Genomic DNA, 19708 nt, shown 5'->3' with positions numbered 1-19708 from the left:
GGCTCCCGCCGTGCATGTCCCATACCCAGACGGGCCCGGGCGACGCAGGTCATCCGGAGGCGAGGCGCTCGATCAGGGCCAGCGAGTGGGCGTTGTAGCCGGCGATGATCGACCGGGCCGTGTCGTTGTCGCGGGCGATCAGGGCGTCGACCAGTTCCGTGTGGCCGGCCCACAGCTCGCCGCGCAGGTCGGTGAGCCGGCGCAGGTGCTGCACCGCGCACACCCAGGTCTGGACGCGCAGCCGGTGCAGGAAGTCGGCGAGGTAGGGATTGCCGAAGCAGGCGCCGAGCTCGCGCCAGAAGCGCAGGTCGTAGCCGATGAGGACGGTGAGGTCACCGGCGGTGGCGGCGCGCTGCGCCTCCTCGCCGCGCCTGCGGACCCCGGCGACGACGGCGGCGGCCCGGGGATCGTCGGGCCGCACGGCGCCCGGGTGTCCCGCGGTCAGCGCCAGGAACATCCCCTCGATGACCAGCCCGCGCGCCTCGATCATGCCGCGGAAGTCCTCGACCGAGTACTCGTGGACCCGGAAGCCGCGGTGCTGGTCGGCGTCGAGCAGGCCCTGCGCGGACAGGTCGACGAGCGCCTCCCGGACCGGCGTCGCGGACACCCCGTACTGCTCGGCGATCTCCTTGACCGTGAACTCCTGCCCCGGCTGCAGACGCCCGGCCAGCACCTCGTCGCGAAGCGCTTCGGCGATCTGCTGGCGCAGGGTGCTGCGCGTGACGGCGCCGTTGCCGGTGCTGCCGGGCATGGTCAGGGCGTCTCCCTCGTCGCGTTCGGGTGGCGTGCGCGTACATGTCTACGGGCACGCCACCTTACGCGTTCGAATGAGGCGCGAGGATGTCTGTTACTGACGGGTTTACAGGTGTTTACTCCGTGTGCTCGTCCGCCACGGAGAGTGCCGCGTCCAGGGCGGCCAGGCCCTCCTTCAGCTCCGCCTCGCCGACGTTGCAGGGCGGCACCACGTGCGTCCGGTTCATGTTCACGAACGGCCACAGCCCGCCGGCCTTCGCGGCGGCGGCGAAGCGGGCCATCGGCGCGTTCGCCTCACCGGCCGCGTTGTACGGCACCAGCGGCTCCCGCGTCTCGCGGCAGCGCACCAGCTCCAGCGCCCAGAACATGCCGACGCCGCGCACCTCGCCCACGCTCGGATGCCGCTCGGCCAGCGCCCGCAGCTCCGGCCCGACGACGGTCTCGCCCAGCCGGGCCGCGTGCTCGACGATCCCCTCCTCGGCCATGACGTTGATCGTCGCGACGGCGGCGGCGCACGCCAGCGGGTGCCCGGAGTACGTCAGACCGCCCGGGTACGGCCGCTTGCCGAAGGTCTCCGCGATCGCGCCGGAGATCGCCACCCCGCCCAGCGGCACATACCCGCTGTTCACGCCCTTGGCGAAGGTCAGCAGGTCGGGCGTGACGCCGAACAGGTCCGCCGCGAACCACTCGCCGGTCCGCCCGAAGCCGGCCATGACCTCGTCCAGGACGAAGACGATCCCGTGCCTGTCGCAGATCTCGCGCACCCCGGCGAGGTAGCCGGGCGGCGGGACCATGATCCCGGCCGTGCCCGGAATGGTCTCAAGGATGATCGCCGCGATCGTCGAGGGCCCCTCGAAGTCGATCGTCGTCTCCAGGTGCTCCAGCGCCCGCGCGCACTCCTGCTCCTCGGTCTCCGCGTAGAAGCGGGAGCGGTAGAGGTACGGCGCCCAGAAGTGCACCACCCCGGCCGTGCCGCTGTCGGAGGCCCAGCGGCGCGGGTCGCCGGTGACGTTCACGGCCTGCTGCGTGCCGCCGTGGTACGAGCGGTACGCCGAGAGCACCTTCGGGCGGCCCGTGTGCAGCCGGGCCATCCGGATGGCGTGCTCGACGGCGTCGGCGCCGCCGTTGGTGAAGAAGATCTTGTCCAGGTCGCCCGGGGTCCGCTCGGCGATCAGCCGGGCCGCCTCCGACCGGGCCTCGATCGCGAAGGCGGGCGCGAAGGTCGTCATCCGCGCCGCCTGCTCCTGGATCGCGGCGACGACCGCGGGGTGCTGGTAGCCGATGTTCGTGTAGACGAGACCGCTGGTGAAGTCGAGGTAGCGCTTGCCGTCGTAGTCCCAGAAGTACGACCCCTCGGCACCGGCGACGGCGAGCGGGTCGATCAGTTCCTGCGCGGACCAGGAGTGGAACACGTGGGCACGGTCGGCGGCCTTCACGGCGGCACCGGCTTCGGGGTTCGGCTGAGGGGTCATGCGGGCGAGCGTAGGTGCCGTGGGGAGGGCGGTGGTATCGGCGGCCTGTCTGGCGTCGGCGGCATTCCGCGACAGGTTGTCCAGGCGGGACGGAATGGATTGACAGCCTACTGTCGAAATGTAAGGATGCTGTCATAAAGCACAGGGTCCGAGGAGGAGCCATGAACGCCACGCCAGCCACCACCGGCCGTGACCGCAAGCCCGTCCATCTCGCCGTCTACGACACCCTCGCCGACTGGGAGACCGGCCACGCCACGGCCCACCTCGCCCGCGCCGGCCACGAGATCCGCACGGTCGGCCCGTCCACGGCCCCGGTCACCAGCATCGGCGGCCTGCGCATCCAGCCCGACCTGGCCCTGGACGACGTACGGCCCGAGGACAGCTCCCTGCTGATCCTCCCGGGCGCCGACCTCTGGGACACGGGCGACGATCTGGCCCCCTTCGCCCGCACGGCCCGCGCGTTCCTGGCGGCGGGCGTGCCGGTCGCCGCGATCTGCGGCGCCACCGCCGGACTGGCCCGGGAGGGCCTGCTCGACGACCGGGCCCACACCAGCGCGGTCTCCTTCTACCTCGCCGCGACCGGCTACGCGGGCGGCGAGCGCTACGTCGAGGCCGACGCCGTCACCGACGGCGGCCTGGTCACGGCGGGCCCGACCGAGCCGGTCGCCTTCGCCCGGGAGATCCTCCGGCTGCTCGGGGTGTACGAGGGCGAGGTGCTGGACGCCTGGTACCGGCTCTTCCACGACTCCGACGCGTCGGCGTACGCCGTGCTGGAGAAGGCCGGGGCGGCATGAGCCGGGAGCGTCAGGACCTGCTCAGCCGCAGTGCCCTCGGGGTGTTCCGGCTCAACGGCCAGTTCCTCGCCGTCGCGGAGGAGCTGGCCCGGCCGGCCGGGCTGACCGCCGCCTGGTGGCAGGTGCTCGGCGCGGTCCTCGGTGAGCCGCTGCCGGTCTCGGGCATCGCCCGCGCCATGGGGATCACACGGCAGAGCGTGCAGCGCATCGCCGATCTGCTGGTGGAGCGGGGGCTCGCGGAGTACCGGCCGAACCCCGCGCACCGCCGGGCCAAGCTCCTCGCGCCGACCGAGGAGGGCCGTGCGGCGATCGCCCGGATCGACCCGGGGCACGCGGCGTTCGCCGACCGGCTGGCGGAGGCCTTCGGGGAGGCGGAACTGGCGGAGGCGGTCCGGGTGCTGGAACGGCTGTCGAAGGTGCTCGACGCGACGGGTCCGCCTGTTACGGAACCGTAGACGTCTCCCAGGTCGCCCGGCCCCGGCCCCGCACTATTCTCGGTCTGTTGCTCGCGTGTGGGGGGAAGGCGGCGGAGCGATGGAGACGTTGGGGCCCGGGGATCCGCAGCGGATCGGTGCGTACCGGCTGCTGGCGCGGCTCGGCGCGGGGGGCATGGGGCACGTGTACCTGGCCCGCTCGGAGCGGGGCCGTACCGTCGCCGTGAAACTCGTGCGTGAGGAACTGGCCGCGCAGGAGGAGTTCCGCGAGCGGTTCCGGCAGGAGGTGGGGGCCGCGCGGCGGGTCGGCGGGTACTGGACGGCGCCGGTGCTGGACGCCGACACGGAGGCCGCGGTGCCGTGGGTCGCCACGGGATACGTCGCCGGGCCGAGCCTCCAGCAGGTCGTCGGGCACGACCACGGTGCCCTGCCCGAGCGGTCCGTCCGCATCCTCGCGGCCGGGCTCGCGCACGCGCTCAAGGACATCCACGCCGTCGGCATCGTCCACCGCGACCTCAAGCCGTCCAACGTGCTCGTCACCATCGACGGACCGCGCGTCATCGACTTCGGCATCGCCCGCGCCCTGGAGACCGTGACCGACGGCGGGCTCACGCGCACCGGCGCGCTCGTCGGATCGCCCGGGTTCATGGCGCCCGAGCAGGTGCGGGGCGACCGCATCACCCCGGCGTGCGACGTCTTCTGCCTCGGCTCGGTCCTCGCCTACGCCGCCACCGGCAACCTGCCGTTCGGCACCGCCAACAGCGGCGTGCACGCCCTGATGTTCCGCATCGCCCAGGAGGAACCGGACCTGGAGGGCGTCCCGGAGGGCATCGCCGATCTGGTCCGCGACTGCCTGCGCAAGGACCCCGCCGCCCGCCCGACCCTCGACCGCGTCCTGCAGCGCACGGGCGCGGACGACACCGTCTCCGACGGCCGCGCCCTCGACCCCTGGCTGCCGAGCGCCCTCGTGGCCCAACTGGGGCGCCACGCGGTGCGGTTGCTGGACGCGGAGAACCCGGAGAACCCGGAGAACCCGGAGAACCCGGAGAGGGAGGCCGTGGGGGAGGGGGCCGGTGCCGCGGGGCAGGCGGCCGGTGCCGCCGGGCACGCCGGGGTCGCGTCGGCCGACGGGCCGGGCGCCGGGCCCGTGACCGGGCCGGGCTCCGGCGGTGCGAGTCGGCCGGGTTCCGGCGCCGGTGCGCCGCCGGTGCCCCTCGGCAGTCCCGGGCCGACCCCCGAACACGCCCCCGCCGCCGATGAATCGGCCCCGGGGCCCACGCTGCCGCCGGCCCCCGCCGCGGCGCCCGCCGTCACTTCCGCCCCGCCTCCGCCGGGCCGCCCCGGCGAGGGGTCGCCGTTGAACCATCTGCCCACCATGGTCGCGGGCCAGGGCACCGTGCCCCCGGCGCCGGCCCCCGGCAGCCACCCGCAGATGCCTCCACCGGGCCACGGCCCGGGCGCCCCGGTGCACCCGCAGACACCGTCGGCGAGCCATGGCCCGGGCGCCCCGGTGCACCCGCAGGCGCCTCAGCCGGACTTCGGCCCGAACCCCGGCCCGAACCCCGGCCCGGGCGGCGTGCCGCAGCCGCAGGGGCCGCCGCCCCCTTACCCGGCGTACGGCTACCCCCAGCAGCACCCCCAGCCCGGCGCCCCGGCAGGTGCCGCACCCTCGTACCCGGGTTACGGCGGCCTCGGCTCCACTCCGCCCTACGGCCCGCCGCCCTACGGCACGACCCCGCCGTACGGGCCCCCGCAGGAGCCGCCGCGAAGAGACGGCCGTTCCACCGCGCTGCTCGTCCTGATCGCCCTGGTCGTCGCGCTGGCCGCGGGCGGGTCGGTGTACGCGCTGATGCAGGGCGGCGAGGGCGAGCGCGCCGACGGCGACCCCACCCCCACGCGGAGCGCGGGCCCGACCACGACGTCGGACCCCACCACTCCGGGCCCGTCCCCGACGACCTCGCCCTCCCCGGCGGACGGCGCCGTCCCGACGTCGTACCTCGGCACCTGGACCACGACCATCGACAACGCCGACGGGCAGCACCGCCGTTCGCTCACCATCCAGCAGGGCGAACCGGGCGACACGGTCCTCTCCCTCGTGGCGGACGGCCCCACCGAGGGAGGCGGCACCTACCACTGCGTGTTCGAGGGTGACCTCACGGCGGCCCCCGACGGCGACGGCCCGCTGAAGATCGGCCCGTCCACCGTGACCGTCGGGCAGCCGCGCACCGCCTGCACCCCGGGCGCGGCCACCGAGGTCACCCTCCTCCCGGACGGCACGCTCCAGCGCGTCAACACGAGCAGCGGGGAACGGCTGACGTACACGCGGGAGTGAGGCCTTGCGGCCTGGTTGGCGTGTCCACGACCATATGAACGGTCGGTCGGCACCCCCAGACCCGGGAGGACCCATGCGCCCCAGCAGGAGAACGCTGTTGACCGCGACGGCGGCGGTCGGGGCGGCAGGGGCGGCCACGGGCACGGCCTCGGCGGAACCGCGGCCGGGATCCGGCCGCCCGCCCGTGACGGCCCAGCGCCCGTCCCGCGAACTCCGGGCCCTGCTCCGGGAGATCGACCCGGACCGCGTCGCGGCGACCGTCCACAAGCTCGTCTCCTTCGGCACCCGCCACACCCTCTCCTCCCAGGACGATCCCGCCCGGGGCATCGGTGCGGCCCGCGACTGGCTGCTGTCCGAACTCCGCTCGTACGCCGCCGCGTCGGGCGGCCGGATGACGGTGGAACTCCAGTCGTACGTCCAGGAACCGGCCCCGCGCATCCCGGCCGCCACCCGCATCACCAACGTCGTCGCCACCCTCCGTGGCTCGGTCACCCCCGACCGCGTCTACGTCGTCGCCGGCCACTACGACTCCCGCGTCACGGACGTCATGGACGCCACCTCCGACGCGCCCGGCGCGGACGACGACGCCTCGGGCGTGGCCGTCGTCCTCGAACTCGCCCGGGTGCTGGCCCGGCGCCGCCCGGCGTCGACGATCGTGTTCGCGGCGGTGGCGGGGGAGGAGCAGGGCCTGTACGGATCCGCGCACCTGGCCCAGCGGTTCAGGGCGGCCGGGACGGACGTCCAGGGCATGTTCACCAACGACATCGTCGGCAGCTCCACGGCGGACGACGGCACGCGGGCCCCGTACACGATCCGGCTGTTCGCGGAGGGTGTCCCGTCCTCGGAGACCCCGGAACAGGCGGCGGTCCGCCGTGCGGTGGGAGGTGAGAACGACTCCGCGACCCGTCAGCTGGCCCGGTTCGTGCGGGACGTGGCCGACAACGACGCGACGGGCATGAACATCCGCGTGATCCACCGCCGCGACCGCTACCGGCGGGGCGGCGACCACATCCCGTTCCTGGAACGCGGCTACCCGGCCGCCCGCTTCACCGAGCCGGCCGAGGACTTCGCCCACCAGCACCAGGACGTCCGCGTCGACGAGACGGGCAAGCAGTACGGCGACCTGCCGGAGTTCTGCGACTTCGACTTCACGGCGAGGGTGGCGCGGGTGAACGCGGCCACCCTGTGGACCCTCGCCCAGGCCCCCGGCACCCCGAGGGGCGCGAAGATCGTCACGTCGGACCTGACGAACTCGACGAAGCTGGTGTGGAGCCGGGGAACGGAGCCTGATCTGGTGGGCTACGAGGTGGTCTGGCGCGAGACGACGGCCCCGGAGTGGACCCACGTCATCCCGGTCGGCGACACGACGACCCACGAGGTGGACCTGTCCAAGGACAACGTGTTCTTCGGCGTGCGGGCGGTGAACAGAGCGGGCCTGCGCAGCCCGGTGGCCTTCCCCGAGCCTGCTGCCTGAGCGGGCCCGCCCGCCCCGGCACCGGCCGAGCACCAGAAGACCAGGCGGCGGCCCCGTTCACCGCGGCTCCGGCGGCCGCTGGCGTGGCATGTTCGGCCGGGCCCCGCCGTGCGGCGGCACGGTGAACCGTCCGTTCCCGCCCACCGTCTCGGCCCCGCGCCCGCCCCCCGGGAACACCACGGCCTGCACCCCCACGGGCGCGCCCCCGCTCCGGAACTCGCCCATCCAGTCGGCCGTCTCCACCCGCACCAGCTCGGTCACGTCCTCCGAGAACCTCCGCAGCACCGAGAGGCACCGCTCGGCCGCCTCACCCGCCGTCCCCTCCGTCGGCCCGAGGACCTCCCGCACGCTCTCCGCCGCCCAGTCGAACTGCAACGCCTGCAACCGTCGCTGCACCGCCTGCGCCGTCGCCACGTCCCGCATCCACCCCGACGTCACCCCGAAGTACCGGTCGGCGGCCACACACGCCACCCCCAGCAGCAGCGCCAGGCACCCCCAGGGCGCGACCCCGCCCACGGCCCCGGTCAGATCCAGCAGCGGCAGCGCGATCCCGGTGCCCGCTCCCACCGCGGTCCCGCAGCGCAGCGCCCGCGCGCACCGCCGCTTCCACACCCGGTCCTCCAGGTACCAGGCCGCCGTCCGCAGCGCCCCGCGCTCCACCCACCGGTACAGCTCGTCCAGCCGGGCCGCCGGCTCGCCCCAGTCGCCGTGCGGGAAGGCCCGCCCGGTCAGATCCCCCGGCCGCAGCCGGGCCGCCTGTTCGCCCCGCCCGTCCTGAGGCGGCCCCTCGGGCTGCATCTCCGGCTGACCCACCCGGCACTCCCAACTGACCACGAATGACCACGCGCGGTTCACTCACCGATCACACTGCGCGACGGACGACGCACGCGCCGGACCCTTCCTACCCCCCAATGGGTGGCGAAGGCGTAGCTTTCGCCGCTTTTCCGCCCGGAAGTATTCCTTGATCGGTTATGGGGCGCGAGAGGGACTCACTCGAAAGAGTGCTGGAGCGGCGGCAGGCCCGACCACGTAGGCTCGTGCCGAACGGGAAAACCCGTACCGAGCAAGGAGCTGATCGTGATCCCCGGTGGTGGCCAGCCCAACATGCAGCAGCTGCTCCAGCAGGCCCAGAAGATGCAGCAGGACCTGGCGCGGGCGCAGGAGGAACTGGCGCAGACGGAGGTCGACGGGCAGGCGGGCGGCGGCCTGGTGACCGCGACCGTCACCGGCGCCGGCGAGCTGCGCGCCCTGAAGATCGACCCGAAGGCGGTGGACCCCGAGGACACCGAGACGCTCGCGGACCTGGTCGTGGCGGCCGTCCAGGCGGCCAACGAGAACGCGCAGGAGCTCCAGCAGCAGAAGCTGGGCCCGCTCGCGCAGGGTCTCGGCGGCGGCGGCATCCCCGGCCTGCCGTTCTGAGACGCGTACCGCCTTCCTCGGGGAGGCGGCTGACAACTACGGTACGTACGGGAGGGTTGCGTACCGACCCCGAAGACCCAGGAAGGGCAGTCCGTTGTACGAAGGCGTGGTCCAGGACCTGATCGACGAACTGGGGCGGCTGCCCGGCGTCGGTCCGAAGAGCGCCCAGCGGATCGCCTTCCACATCCTCCAGGCGGAGCCGACGGACGTACGGCGCCTCGCGCAGGCCCTGATGGAGGTCAAGGCGAAGGTCCGCTTCTGCGCGACCTGCGGCAACGTCGCGCAGGAGGAGCTGTGCAACATCTGCCGCGACACCCGCCGCGACCCGGCCGTCATCTGTGTGGTCGAGGAGCCGAAGGACGTCGTGGCGATCGAGCGCACGCGTGAGTTCCGGGGCCGGTACCACGTCCTGGGCGGAGCGATCAGCCCGATCGACGGGGTGGGCCCGGACGACCTGCGCATCAGGGAGCTCCTGGCCCGTCTCGCCGACGGCACCGTCACCGAGCTCATCCTCGCCACGGACCCGAACCTGGAGGGCGAGGCGACGGCGACGTACCTCGCCCGCATGATCAAGCCCATGGGCCTGAAGGTCACCCGCCTGGCCAGCGGCCTCCCGGTGGGTGGCGACCTGGAATACGCGGACGAGGTCACCCTCGGCCGCGCCTTCGAGGGGAGACGACTCCTAGATGTCTGACGCCACGCTGCACGCGACCGACCAGAACCCGGACGACTTCGCGGTCCAGATCGCGGACCAGGTCGAGAGTTTCCTGGTCGCCGTAACGGAGGTCGCGAAGGGCGACGAGCCGGAATCGGCCGTGCCCTTCCTCCTCCTGGAGGTCTCCCAACTCCTCCTGGCCGGCGGCCGGCTCGGCGCGCACGAGGACATCGTGCCGGACGAGCGCTACGAGCCCGACACGGGCCCGGACGCGGACGTCGACGAGCTGCGGGAGAACCTGGCCCGACTGCTGGACCCGATCGACGTCTACTCCGAGGTCTTCGACCCCTACGAGCCGCGCAAGGCTCCCGTGCCCGCCCGGATCTCCGACGACCTCACGGACGTCATCACGGACCTGCGCCACGGCATGGCCCACTACCGCGCCGGCCGCACCACCGAGGCCCTGTGGTGGTGGCAGTTCTCGTACTTCTCCAACTGGGGCTCCACCGCCTCGGCCACCCTCCGGGCCCTCCAGTCGGTCCTCGCCCACGTCCGCCTCAACCAGCCCCTCGCCGAACTCGACGGGCTGGACACGGACCAGGGCATGGGCGACGACACGCTGGAGATCGAGGCGGGCCGGGTCATGGCGGAGGAGATCGCGGGCCCGCTGGGCCTGCGCCCGGCGCAGTAGCCGGCGCAGTAGGCGGTCAGATCGGGACGGCCGTCCCGGTGACGCCGATCCCGGTGTGCGGGCCGGCCGGCACGGACACGGTGATCGTGCTCGGCCGTCCCATGTCCGCTCCCTGATGGATGGTCAGCGTCGCGGGCGGGGACACGAGGTCCAGCTCCCGCAGGTAGCCGCCGAAGGCGGCGGCCGCCGCGCCCGTGGCCGGGTCCTCGACGACACCTCCCGGCGGGAAGGGGTTGCGGGCGTGGAACACCGTGGGGGACTCCCGCCACACCAGGTCGACGGTGGTCCAGCCCTCGCGGTCCATCAGCGCGGTGAGCGCGGGGACGTCGTAGTCCAGGTCGGCGAGGCGCCGCCTGCTGCCGGCGGCGACGACCGGGTGCCAGGCGCCGGCGTAGGCCACGCGCGGCGGCAGCGCCGGGTCGAGGTCATCCGCCGACCAGCGCAGGGCCGTCAGCAGTTCGTCCAGCACGGCCGGTGTGAGCGGCGCGGTCCGCGGTTCGATGCTCACCAGCGTCGCCACCACGGTGCCGTCCTCCGCGCGGTCGGTGGTGACGGTGACCGGTCCGGCCTGCGTGCGCAGCCGCAGGCGGCCCGTGCCGTGCGCCCGGGCGTGGGCGACGGCCGTCGCGATCGTCGCGTGGCCGCAGAACGGCACCTCGGCGAGCGGGCTGAAGTACCGCACGTCCAGCAGGCCGTCACCGGCCTCCACCGCGAACGCCGTCTCGGAATAGCCGACTTCGGCTGCCACCGCCTGCATCGCCGCGTCGTCGGCCCCGGCCGCGTCGAGCACCACTCCGGCGGGGTTGCCGCCCTTGGGATCGGTGCTGAAGGCCACGTAGCGCAATATCTCCATCCGCCGACCGTAGCGCGCGGCCGGGGAAGCGGCGCGGGAATTCGGCGTGCGAGGCGCCGCCGAGGGAGGGCCAACCGCCGGGCCCGGGCCGGGGCTTGGCCTCGTCACTCGGGTTTCGCTGCGTCTCGGGGGCCCGCGGCGCGATGATGGCCCCATGACGACGGGGCGCTCGAAGGCGTTGATGTGGACGGGGATCGGGCTGTGCGTGGCCGGGGCCCTCGGGCTGCTCGTGGGGGCCGTGCTGGATGTCGACGCGGCGGATCCCTGGGCGAGCGCGGCCGGGGGCGCGGCCGGTCTCGTCGGGCTGGCGCTCACGATCCACGCCCTCTTCGCGGCAAGGGCCGGCGGGACGTCCGGCGGGGCCCGGGTGACGGCGAGCGGTGCGCGGTCGGTCGCCGCCGGCGGGAGCATCGGATCCGCCGCGACCGGGGACGGGGTGACCGTACGGACCCCGGCGCCCGGGCCGATCCCGGGGTCCGGGCCGGCCTCGGCGTCCGGGCCGGCCTCGGCGTCCGGGCCGGCCTCGGCGTCCGGGCTGGCCTCGGCGTCCGGGCTGGCCTCGGCGTCCGGGCTGGCCTCGGCGTCCGGGTCGATTCTGGCGTCCGGGCCGACCCCGGCTTCGCCGTCTGATCCGGCTTCGCCGTCTGATCCGGCTTCGCCGTCTGATCCGGCTTCGCCGTCTGACTCGGCGTTCTCGTTTGATCCGGCTTCGCCGTCTGATCCGGCGTCCTCGTCTGATCCGGCTTCGCCGTCTGACTCGGCGTCCTCGCCCGACCCGGCGTCCTCGCCTCACCCGGCCTCCCCGCCCCCCGCGGTGCCGCGTTCTGTGGGTGGGGCCGTTACCGCCTCCGGTGATCGTTCCGTCGCGGCGGGCGGTGACATCGGCAGCGTGTCCACGGGGGACGCGTGAGCGACGCGTCCGCCGAGGCCCGCGGGGAGCGGTCCGTGGGGGCCGCCGGGAGCATCGGGCAGGTGGCCACGGGCGACCACGTCGTCCAGCACACCACGCTCCTGCCGCCGCAGGCCCTGCCCCCGGGAGCGGACCCGGGGCGCGTGTGCCATCTGCCGTACCGCACCGCGCTGTTCGTCGGGCGTGAGCGGGAACTCGCCCGGCTGGACGAGGCGTTCGGCACGGCGCACGGCGTCGTCGTGCACGCCGTCCACGGGCTGGGCGGCATCGGCAAGTCCACGCTCGCGGCGCACTGGGCGGCGCGGCACGCGGCGGAGTTCAACCCGGTCTGGTGGATCACGGCCGAGACCCCGGCCGACCTCGACGCGGGTCTCGCCGCGCTCGGCCGGGCCCTCCAGCCGTCCCTGGCCGGGGCCCTGCCGGAGGAGGCGCTGCGCGAGCGCACCCTGCACTGGCTCGCCTCCCACGACGGCTGGCTGCTCGTCCTGGACAACGTCTCGGACCCGGCGGACATCACACCGCTCCTCGACCGCGCCCCCTCCGGCCGTTTCCTGATCACCACCCGGCGGGGCGCGACGGGGTGGCGGGGGATCGCCGAGCCGCTGAGCCTCGACGTCCTCGAACCCGCCGAGGCCGTCGAGCTGTTCACGAAGATCCACCAGGGCCCCGCCGACGGGGTCGAGGAGCTGTGCGACGACCTCGGCTGCCTGCCCCTGGCGGTCGACCAGGCCGCCGCGTACTGCAGGGAGGCGCGGATCAGCCCGCGGACCTACCGCGAGCTCCTTGCCCGGTACCCGGCCGACATGTACGCCGCCACGGCGGAGGGCGGTGAGGCGCAGCGCACCGTCGGACGCGTCTGGCGGGTGACGCTGGACCGGCTGAACGACACCCCCATGGCCCTGATCGTGCTGTTCACGATCGCCTGGTGGGCGCCGGACGGGATCCCGCGCCGCTATCTGGAGCCCTTCCACGTACCGAACCTGGGGCCGATGAGCTCTCCGCTCGCGGTGACCGAGGCGCTGCGGCGGCTGGCCGCCCACAGCCTGATCACCCTGCACGGCGACACCCTCTCGGTGCACCGGCTGGTGCAGGCCGTCGCCCGCACCCCGGACCCCGACGACCCCTACCGGGACGCGGAGATGATCGACTCCTGCCGGGATGCCGCCGTGGGACTGCTCCTCCTCCAGGCGCCGAAGGAGGCGAGGCTCACCCAGGACCTCCGGGACCTCACCACGCACATCGAGGCGTTCGCCGGCCACACGGATCCCGCGACCGACACCCAGTCCTCCCTGCTGCTGTTCCTGGACGCGGCCGCCTACCTGCAGAGCAACCACTTCACCGACCGCGCGGCCGTGCTGCTCCAGCGCGCCAAGCCCGCGGCCGAGCGCATCTGGGGCCGTGGGCACGGCGACACCCTGAACGTGGCCGGGCTGCTGTCCAGATGCGTGGAGGACCAGGGGGACCGGGCGCGGGCCCTGGCCCTGCTCGAACAGGCGCTGGCGGAGAGCCTGGAGCACAACGGCCCCGCCGATCCGGCGACCTTCCGGATGCGCCGCTGGCTCGTGCAGTGCCTGACGCGCGGGGGCTGCGCCCAGGCCGAGGCGGCGGCCCGCGAGTATCTCGCGGAGGCGACCCGCCTGCTGGGACCCGAGCACCCCGAGGCCTTCGAGGCCCGGCTGCACCTGCACTGGGTCGACCAGCCGTGGCCGAAGAGCCCTCAGACCGAGGTGTATCTGGCGGACGCCAGGAGACTCCTGGGCGAGGACCACGCCTCGGCCAGACGGCTGGAGGAGGACAGCGTGGTCGCCGCGCTGGTCGCCGGCGAGACGGAGGAGGCCCTGGCCCGGGCGGAGCGGCTCATGGCCAGGTGCCTGCGGGTCCTGGGGGACCAGCACGGGGACACCTACAAGGCGCGCCTGCTGCGGGCCGGCCTCGCGGCCCTCACCGGTGACCCGGCGCTCGCCCGTGAGCTCGTGCTCGGCGCCGGTCAGCCGTTCAAGATGGAACTGGGGCTGCCGCCCACCGAGCACTGCCGCCGGCTGATCCTGGCCCTCGCCACAGCGCTCACGCCGCAGGAGGCGTGACCACCCCGTCACGACGCATCACCAACCCGTCACGAAGCGTCATTTGGCTGCGCCTTGTACGCCCGCTGTACGTCGACTGCACGGGCCCTAACCGGTGTCACGCGAATCTGGAGTCACTTCCTCCCCCGGAAGCGAACCGGAGCCGACGGAGGGAGCAACGCACCGCCCCGCTGAAGGAGTTCGCGATGACCATTCGTTCCACCGGCAAGCGCACAGCCCTCGCCACCGCGGTCGCCGTCGTAGCCGCCGGCACCTTCGCCGCCGGTGCCGGCGTCGCCGGAGCCGACTCCAGGGGCAAGGCCGGGAAGCCCGCCAAGCCGGTCACCAAGGCGCAGGTGCTCGGCCTGTTCGACGACTGGAACGCCGCGCTGCGGACGGGCGACCCGCGGAAGGTCGCCGACCTGTACGCCAAGGACGCGGTCCTGCTGCCGACCGTCTCCGACAACGTCCGCACGGACAGAGCCGAGATCGTCGACTACTTCGAGCACTTCCTGCGGAACAAGCCCGTCGGCACGAAGATCGAGTCCGTGGTCAACATCCTCGACCGCGACACCGTCATCGACACCGGCGTCTACGAGTTCGCGCTCACCGACCACGAGACCGGCGAGAAGAGCACCGTCAAGGCCCGCTACACCTACGCCTACGAGCAGCAGCCCGACGGCAGGTGGCTCATCGTGAACCACCACTCCTCCAAGATGCCGGAGGGGTGAGCCGCCTCAGCGGTCGGCCCGGTGGGACGCCCGGAGCGTGATCGTCACGCACAGGCCGCCCCCGGGAGCGTCCGTCAGGGCCACGGTTCCGCCGTCGTCCGTCGCCAACTGCCGGACGACGGCGAGACCGAGGCCGGAGCCGGCCTTCCCGGTCAGGCCCTGGCCCCGCCAGAAACGGTCGAAGGCACGGGACTTCTCGGCGTCCGACATGCCGGGTCCCTCGTCCAGGACCGACACCTCCACCACGTCGCCCCGGTGCTCCACCCGCACGGTGATCGTCCCGCCGTCCGGTGAGACCTCCAGGGCGTTGGAGAGCACGTTGTCCAGCATCTGGTCCAGGTGACCGGGGCTGGCCAGCACAGACGACCGGCCGTCGGCACTCCCCCTGAGCGCGATGGTGACTCCGCGCTCGTCGGCGGCCGGTCTCCACACGGCGAGCCGTTCCCGCACGATGTCCATCAGCGGGAGCGGCTCGGCCGCCGACACCTTGGCCTCGGCCCGGGCCAGCACCAGCAGGCCGTTGACCAGGCGGCTCATCCGGACGACCTCCGCCGTCGCCTGCTCCACGTCCTCGCGCACGAACTCGTCGTCCACCCCGTCCGCGATGTTGTCCAGGGACAGCCGCAGCGCCGTCAGCGGGGTGCGCAGCTGGTGGGAGGCGTCGGCGACGAAGATGCGCTGGGCCGCGATCAGGGTGTCCAGGCGTTCCGCGCCCTGGTTGAGGGTGCGCGCCAGCGTCTGCGTCTCGGGCGGGCCGGTCACGGGGGAGCGGGCCGTCAGGTCGCCGTCGCTGAACTTGCTCGCCATGTCGTTCAGCTGGCGCAGCGGCCGGGTGAGGCGGCGGGCGACCACGACGCCGATGACGGCCGCGACGCCGAGCACGAGCAGGGCGAGGACCGCCCGGAAGCCCCAGATCTGCCACAGGCGGTCGGTCATCTCGTCGGTCGAGTACACGATGCGCACGGCGCCGACGACCCGGTCCGTGCCGGTCGCGCGGGCGGGCACCGTGACCACCAGCTCGGGGCCCCAGATGAAGGAGGAGCCCCAGTCGGTCGTGGGTTCGCCGTCCTCCAGGGCCCTGGTCAGTGCCGTGTCCGCCGCCGGGCGCGGCAGGTCCGCCGGGCAGCTCGCGGTGCGGGTGACCTGGATCTCGTCCTCGTAGGCCCGGGCCATCTCCTCCAGGGCCTGGCAGGAGGCGGCCCGGCCGTCGCCCAGCAGCAGGGCCATGGCGTCGGCCTCGCGCAGGACGGCCGACCGGGTGTCACCCCGCAGCTGATCGGTCAGCGTGAACGCCACCGGCACGGTGAACAGCGCGATGGCCACCGCGACGAGAAGGACGTAGCTGCGGACGAGCTGGCGGATCATGAGGTGCCGCTGTCCTCGTCCTGGACGATCTCCAGCCGGAACCCGACCCCGCGCACCGCCTCGATCGTGATCGCCCCCGCCAGCTTCCGCCGCAGCGCCGCCACGTGCACGTCCAGTGTCTTCGTCGGCCCGAACCAGTTCGCGTCCCAGACGGCTTCCATGATCTGCTCGCGCGACATCAGGGCGCCGGGCTCCTCGGTGAGGAAGGCCAGCAGGTCGTACTCCTTGGGCGCGAGGGCCACCTCCGCGCCGTCCAGGTGCACCCGGGCCGCCTTGCGGTCGACGGTCAGGCGCGTGCCGTAGCGGTCGGGGCCGGTCCCGGGGGCCTCGGCGGCGGGGGTGCGGGGCTGCACGCGCCGCATGACCGCTCGTATCCGGGCGATGACCTCCCGGACGCCGAACGGCTTGGAGACGTAGTCGTCCGCGCCGATCTCCAGGCCCACCACGCGGTCCGTCTCGTCGCTGCGGGCGCTGATCACGATGATCGGGACGTCGCCGCGCTCGCGCAGCACCTTGCAGACGTCCAGGCCGTCGGTGTCGGGCAGGCCGAGATCCAGCAGGACGACGTCGTACGGTCCCTCGTGCTCCAGAGCGGCCTGGCCCGTGCTCACCCACTCGACCTCGAAGCCGTAGCGCTTCAGGCCGCGTCGCAGCGACTCGGCGACCGGTTCATCGTCTTCCACCAGAAGTACGCGCACAGGCGAACCATAGTGCTTGAAAGTTTGCTCATCGGGACCGGTCGGGTGTCGGCTGTGACGCCGGGCACTTTCTCGCGTGGCCCGTGCCCAGATGGGCATGAGCAGCTCTGGACGAGTACCCCGGAAATCTCACCATGCGATATCGCGGAAGGGATTTTCGGACGCTCGTTAGACTGAGCCGACCGCAGTACGAATGCGTATGAGCGGATAGAGACGGATTGAGCGAGGAGCGCACGTGGGCCTTGTCGTGCAGAAGTACGGAGGCTCCTCCGTAGCCGATGCCGAGGGCATCAAGCGCGTCGCCAAGCGGATCGTGGAAGCGAAGCAGAACGGCAACCAGGTGGTTGCCGTGGTTTCCGCGATGGGCGACACGACGGACGAGCTGATCGATCTCGCCGAGCAGGTTTCCCCGATGCCTGCCGGGCGAGAGCTCGACATGCTGCTGACCGCCGGAGAGCGGATCTCCATGGCCCTGCTGGCCATGGCGATCAAAAAGCTGGGCCACGAGGCCCAGTCGTTCACCGGCAGCCAGGCAGGTGTCATCACCGACTCGGTCCACAACAAAGCCCGGATCATCGACGTCACGCCGGGTCGGATCAAGACCTCGGTGGACGAGGGCAACATCGCGATCGTCGCCGGTTTCCAGGGCGTCAGCCAGGACACCAAGGACATCACCACCCTCGGCCGCGGCGGCTCGGACACCACCGCGGTGGCCCTCGCCGCCGCCCTCGACGCCGACGTGTGCGAGATCTACACCGACGTCGACGGCGTGTTCACCGCCGACCCGCGTGTGGTGAAGAAGGCCCGGAAGATCGACTGGATCTCCTTCGAGGACATGCTCGAACTGGCGGCCTCCGGGTCCAAGGTGCTGCTCCACCGTTGCGTGGAGTACGCCCGCCGGTACAACATCCCGATCCACGTGCGGTCCAGCTTCAGCGGGCTCCAGGGCACCTGGGTCAGCAGCGAGCCGATCGTCAAGAAGCAAGCGCAAGGGGAAAAGCAGGTGGAGCAGGCTCTCATCTCCGGTGTCGCGCACGACACCTCCGAGGCCAAGGTCACGGTCGTCGGCGTGCCGGACAAGCCGGGCGAGGCGGCCTCGATCTTCCGCACGATCGCCGACGCGGAGATCAACATCGACATGGTCGTGCAGAACGTGTCCGCCGCCTCCACGGGCCTGACGGACATCTCCTTCACGCTGCCGAAGACCGAGGGCCGCAAGGCCATCGACGCGCTGGAGAAGAACAAGGCCGGCATCGGCTTCGACTCCCTGCGCTACGACGACCAGATCGGCAAGATCTCCCTGGTCGGCGCCGGCATGAAGACCAACCCGGGCGTCACGGCCGACTTCTTCACGGCGCTGTCCGACGCGGGCGTGAACATCGAGCTGATCTCGACCTCCGAGATCCGCATCTCGGTCGTCACGCGCGCCGACGACGTGCCCGAGGCCGTCCGTGCCGTGCACTCCGCGTTCGGGCTCGACTCCGACAGCGACGAGGCCGTCGTCTACGGAGGCACCGGCCGCTGATGGCCGGACCCGGGCAGACCGGCCGATCGGGCCGACCCACGCTCGCCGTGGTGGGAGCGACCGGAGCCGTCGGCACGGTCATGCTCCAGATCCTGTCCCAGCGGGCGGACATCTGGGGCGAGATCCGACTCGTCGCCTCCCCGCGCTCGGCCGGCCGCAAGCTGGCCGTGCGCGGCGAGGAGACCGAGGTCGTGGCGCTCACCGAGGAGGCCTTCGACGGCGTCGACGTCGCCCTGTTCGACGTCCCCGACGAGGTCGCCGAGCGGTGGGCGCCCCTCGCCGCCGCCAAGGGCGCGGTGGTGGTCGACAACTCCGGCACGTTCCGGATGGACCCGGACGTGCCGCTCGTCGTGCCCGAGGTCAATCCGCACGCGGTGCGCATGCGCCCGCGCGGCATCATCGCCAACCCCAGCTGTACGACGCTCTCCATGATCGTGGCCCTGGGCGCGCTGCACGCCGAGTTCGGGCTGCGCGAGCTGGTCGCCTCCTCGTACCAGGCCGTCAGCGGCGCGGGGCGCGAGGGCGTGGCGACCCTGCGGCAGCAGCTGTCCCTGGTCGCCGGGACCGAGCTGGGCACCAGCCCCGGCGATGTGCGGCGGGCCGTCGGGGACCACACCGGGCCGTTCCCGGAGCCGGTCGCGCTGAACGTCGTGCCGTGGGCCGGTACGGCGCGCGATGACGGCTGGTCCTCGGAGGAGCTGAAGGTGCGGGACGAGACCCGCAAGATCCTCGGCCTGCCCGTCCTCCCCGTGGCCGTCACCTGCGTCCGCGTGCCGGTGATCACCACGCACTCGCTGACCGTGCACGCCCGTTTCGAGGGCGAGGTCACCGTCGACAAGGCCCGCGAGATCCTCGCCACAGCGCCCGGTGTCGTGCTGTTCGACAACCCGGCCGCCGGGGAGTTCCCGACCCCCGCCGACGTGGTCGGCACCGATCCCACCTGGGTCGGGCGGGTGCGGCGCGCGCTGGACGACCCCACCGCGCTCGAACTCTTCGTCTGCGGGGACAACTTGCGCAAGGGCTCCGCGCTCAACACCGCGCAGATCGCCGAACTGGTCGCGGCCGAGCTGTCCTGACGAGGCCGCGCCGTCCTGCCGGGCCTTTCGGGAACTTTCGCCGGGCTTTCGCCGTGGTCGAACCTCCGGCTTTGTGTCGTAGGTGGTTTGTAGGATCTGCGTACGACATGTGAGCCGATCGATGGTCCGGACCACTTGTCCGAGGCGCTTCGGCATCAGAGGATTTACCTCCCCGTCCTCCGCAACCGCGCGGAGGGCGGGGAGCGTCTTTGCGGTCGCCTCTTCGGCCGTGGGAGCGCTTCATCAGGCGTGGGGACGCCTGGAACCGGACGTGGGGACGTCCGTTCATATCTGGACATAGGGGAAGAGCGGGACGCATGAGGGCATGTGATGCACTATCGGTTGTGCTGCCTGACGCGGGTAGACCGTCGATGGCGACGGTCGGCGTGAAAGTGACGCCCGGCACGTACAACCCTCGCGGGGGTCAGCGTGTCCAACAGGCGTGGCAGAGGTACTCGACTTC

General features: G+C 72.9%; 17 protein-coding genes. 11 read left to right on the top strand and 6 right to left on the bottom strand.

What is annotated here, in order from left to right:
• Positions 1–49: 49 nt before the first annotated feature.
• Positions 50–751: a GntR family transcriptional regulator gene (locus ACSUPV_RS18355; RefSeq protein ID WP_037765083.1), complete on the bottom strand. Its 702-nt coding sequence runs from the start codon at positions 749–751 to the stop codon at positions 50–52.
• Positions 752–869: 118 nt separating this feature from the next.
• On the bottom strand, positions 870–2225 hold the full coding sequence (locus tag ACSUPV_RS18350) for an aspartate aminotransferase family protein (protein ID WP_436947833.1): 1356 nt from the start codon (positions 2223–2225) through the stop codon (positions 870–872).
• A 161-nt stretch (positions 2226–2386) separates the two neighbouring features.
• On the opposite strand from ACSUPV_RS18350, the gene ACSUPV_RS18345 reads away from it, so the two are divergent.
• From ACSUPV_RS18345 to ACSUPV_RS18330, 4 genes are all read left to right on the top strand, one after another.
• Positions 2387–3019 carry a type 1 glutamine amidotransferase family protein gene (locus ACSUPV_RS18345; protein ID WP_382613875.1) on the top strand — a complete coding sequence of 211 codons (633 nt, stop codon included), beginning with the start codon at positions 2387–2389 and terminating at the stop codon, positions 3017–3019.
• Entirely contained in the window at positions 3016–3474 is a 459-nt protein-coding gene (locus ACSUPV_RS18340) for a MarR family winged helix-turn-helix transcriptional regulator (RefSeq protein WP_037765075.1), read from the top strand. The genes ACSUPV_RS18345 and ACSUPV_RS18340 overlap by 4 nt, the downstream gene beginning before the upstream one ends.
• Before the next feature lie 79 nt (positions 3475–3553).
• Positions 3554–5785, top strand: a complete 2232-nt coding sequence (locus tag ACSUPV_RS18335) for a protein kinase domain-containing protein (protein ID WP_436947832.1) — start codon at positions 3554–3556, stop codon at positions 5783–5785.
• 97 nt (positions 5786–5882) lie between these two features.
• The gene (locus tag ACSUPV_RS18330) at positions 5883–7259 is read left to right on the top strand and encodes a M20/M25/M40 family metallo-hydrolase (RefSeq protein WP_436947831.1); all 1377 of its coding nucleotides are present in this window, start codon (positions 5883–5885) and stop codon (positions 7257–7259) included.
• A 57-nt stretch (positions 7260–7316) separates the two neighbouring features.
• Here ACSUPV_RS18330 and ACSUPV_RS18325 read toward each other — a convergent pair whose 3' ends face one another.
• Positions 7317–8072, bottom strand: a complete 756-nt coding sequence (locus ACSUPV_RS18325; protein ID WP_031116030.1) for an SLATT domain-containing protein — start codon at positions 8070–8072, stop codon at positions 7317–7319.
• 264 nt (positions 8073–8336) lie between these two features.
• On the opposite strand from ACSUPV_RS18325, the gene ACSUPV_RS18320 reads away from it, so the two are divergent.
• From ACSUPV_RS18320 to ACSUPV_RS18310, 3 genes are all read left to right on the top strand, one after another.
• Positions 8337–8678 carry a YbaB/EbfC family nucleoid-associated protein gene (locus tag ACSUPV_RS18320; protein ID WP_078650769.1) on the top strand — a complete coding sequence of 114 codons (342 nt, stop codon included), beginning with the start codon at positions 8337–8339 and terminating at the stop codon, positions 8676–8678.
• A gap of 94 nt (positions 8679–8772) precedes the next feature.
• Positions 8773–9372 (top strand): recombination mediator RecR, encoded by a 600-nt coding sequence (gene recR, locus ACSUPV_RS18315; RefSeq protein ID WP_003991835.1) that lies wholly within the window; start codon positions 8773–8775, stop codon positions 9370–9372.
• Positions 9365–10024, top strand: a complete 660-nt coding sequence (locus tag ACSUPV_RS18310; protein WP_031116028.1) for a DUF5063 domain-containing protein — start codon at positions 9365–9367, stop codon at positions 10022–10024. Before recR ends, ACSUPV_RS18310 begins: the two co-directional genes overlap by 8 nt.
• 16 nt (positions 10025–10040) lie before the next feature.
• Here ACSUPV_RS18310 and ACSUPV_RS18305 read toward each other — a convergent pair whose 3' ends face one another.
• The gene (locus ACSUPV_RS18305) at positions 10041–10877 is read right to left on the bottom strand and encodes a PhzF family phenazine biosynthesis protein (RefSeq protein WP_436947830.1); all 837 of its coding nucleotides are present in this window, start codon (positions 10875–10877) and stop codon (positions 10041–10043) included.
• 906 nt (positions 10878–11783) lie between these two features.
• On the opposite strand from ACSUPV_RS18305, the gene ACSUPV_RS18300 reads away from it, so the two are divergent.
• Positions 11784–13871 (top strand): NB-ARC domain-containing protein, encoded by a 2088-nt coding sequence (locus ACSUPV_RS18300; RefSeq protein ID WP_359788661.1) that lies wholly within the window; start codon positions 11784–11786, stop codon positions 13869–13871.
• A 185-nt stretch (positions 13872–14056) separates the two neighbouring features.
• Entirely contained in the window at positions 14057–14581 is a 525-nt protein-coding gene (locus ACSUPV_RS18295) for an SgcJ/EcaC family oxidoreductase (protein WP_436947829.1), read from the top strand.
• 6 nt (positions 14582–14587) lie between these two features.
• Here ACSUPV_RS18295 and ACSUPV_RS18290 read toward each other — a convergent pair whose 3' ends face one another.
• Together ACSUPV_RS18290 and ACSUPV_RS18285 are read right to left on the bottom strand one after the other, a co-directional pair.
• A complete protein-coding gene (locus tag ACSUPV_RS18290) occupies positions 14588–15946 on the bottom strand; it encodes a sensor histidine kinase (RefSeq protein ID WP_037761018.1) in 1359 nt (452 codons plus the stop codon).
• Entirely contained in the window at positions 15943–16644 is a 702-nt protein-coding gene (locus ACSUPV_RS18285; protein WP_031116020.1) for a response regulator transcription factor, read from the bottom strand. The genes ACSUPV_RS18290 and ACSUPV_RS18285 overlap by 4 nt, the downstream gene beginning before the upstream one ends.
• Before the next feature lie 235 nt (positions 16645–16879).
• On the opposite strand from ACSUPV_RS18285, the gene ACSUPV_RS18280 reads away from it, so the two are divergent.
• Both ACSUPV_RS18280 and ACSUPV_RS18275 read left to right on the top strand, forming a co-directional pair.
• Positions 16880–18169, top strand: a complete 1290-nt coding sequence (locus ACSUPV_RS18280) for an aspartate kinase (protein WP_037761016.1) — start codon at positions 16880–16882, stop codon at positions 18167–18169.
• Positions 18169–19245, top strand: a complete 1077-nt coding sequence (locus ACSUPV_RS18275) for an aspartate-semialdehyde dehydrogenase (RefSeq protein ID WP_436947828.1) — start codon at positions 18169–18171, stop codon at positions 19243–19245. Before ACSUPV_RS18280 ends, ACSUPV_RS18275 begins: the two co-directional genes overlap by 1 nt.
• The last annotated feature ends 463 nt before the right edge of the window (positions 19246–19708 follow it).

This window comes from Streptomyces sp. SudanB52_2052 (assembly GCF_964272415.1).
Lineage (GTDB): Bacteria > Actinomycetota > Actinomycetes > Streptomycetales > Streptomycetaceae > Streptomyces > Streptomyces olindensis.
This window is presented reverse-complemented; position numbering and strand designations above follow the sequence as displayed.

Coding starts and splice junctions, on each gene's coding strand:
- ACSUPV_RS18275 (WP_436947828.1), top strand. CDS start 18,169: ATGGCCGGACCCGGGCAGACCGGCCGATCGGGCCGACCCACGCTCGCC.
- ACSUPV_RS18340 (WP_037765075.1), top strand. CDS start 3,016: ATGAGCCGGGAGCGTCAGGACCTGCTCAGCCGCAGTGCCCTCGGGGTG.
- ACSUPV_RS18290 (WP_037761018.1), bottom strand. CDS start 15,946: ATGATCCGCCAGCTCGTCCGCAGCTACGTCCTTCTCGTCGCGGTGGCC.
- ACSUPV_RS18350 (WP_436947833.1), bottom strand. CDS start 2,225: ATGACCCCTCAGCCGAACCCCGAAGCCGGTGCCGCCGTGAAGGCCGCC.
- ACSUPV_RS18305 (WP_436947830.1), bottom strand. CDS start 10,877: ATGGAGATATTGCGCTACGTGGCCTTCAGCACCGATCCCAAGGGCGGC.
- ACSUPV_RS18295 (WP_436947829.1), top strand. CDS start 14,057: ATGACCATTCGTTCCACCGGCAAGCGCACAGCCCTCGCCACCGCGGTC.
- ACSUPV_RS18355 (WP_037765083.1), bottom strand. CDS start 751: ATGCCCGGCAGCACCGGCAACGGCGCCGTCACGCGCAGCACCCTGCGC.
- ACSUPV_RS18335 (WP_436947832.1), top strand. CDS start 3,554: ATGGAGACGTTGGGGCCCGGGGATCCGCAGCGGATCGGTGCGTACCGG.
- ACSUPV_RS18310 (WP_031116028.1), top strand. CDS start 9,365: ATGTCTGACGCCACGCTGCACGCGACCGACCAGAACCCGGACGACTTC.
- ACSUPV_RS18345 (WP_382613875.1), top strand. CDS start 2,387: ATGAACGCCACGCCAGCCACCACCGGCCGTGACCGCAAGCCCGTCCAT.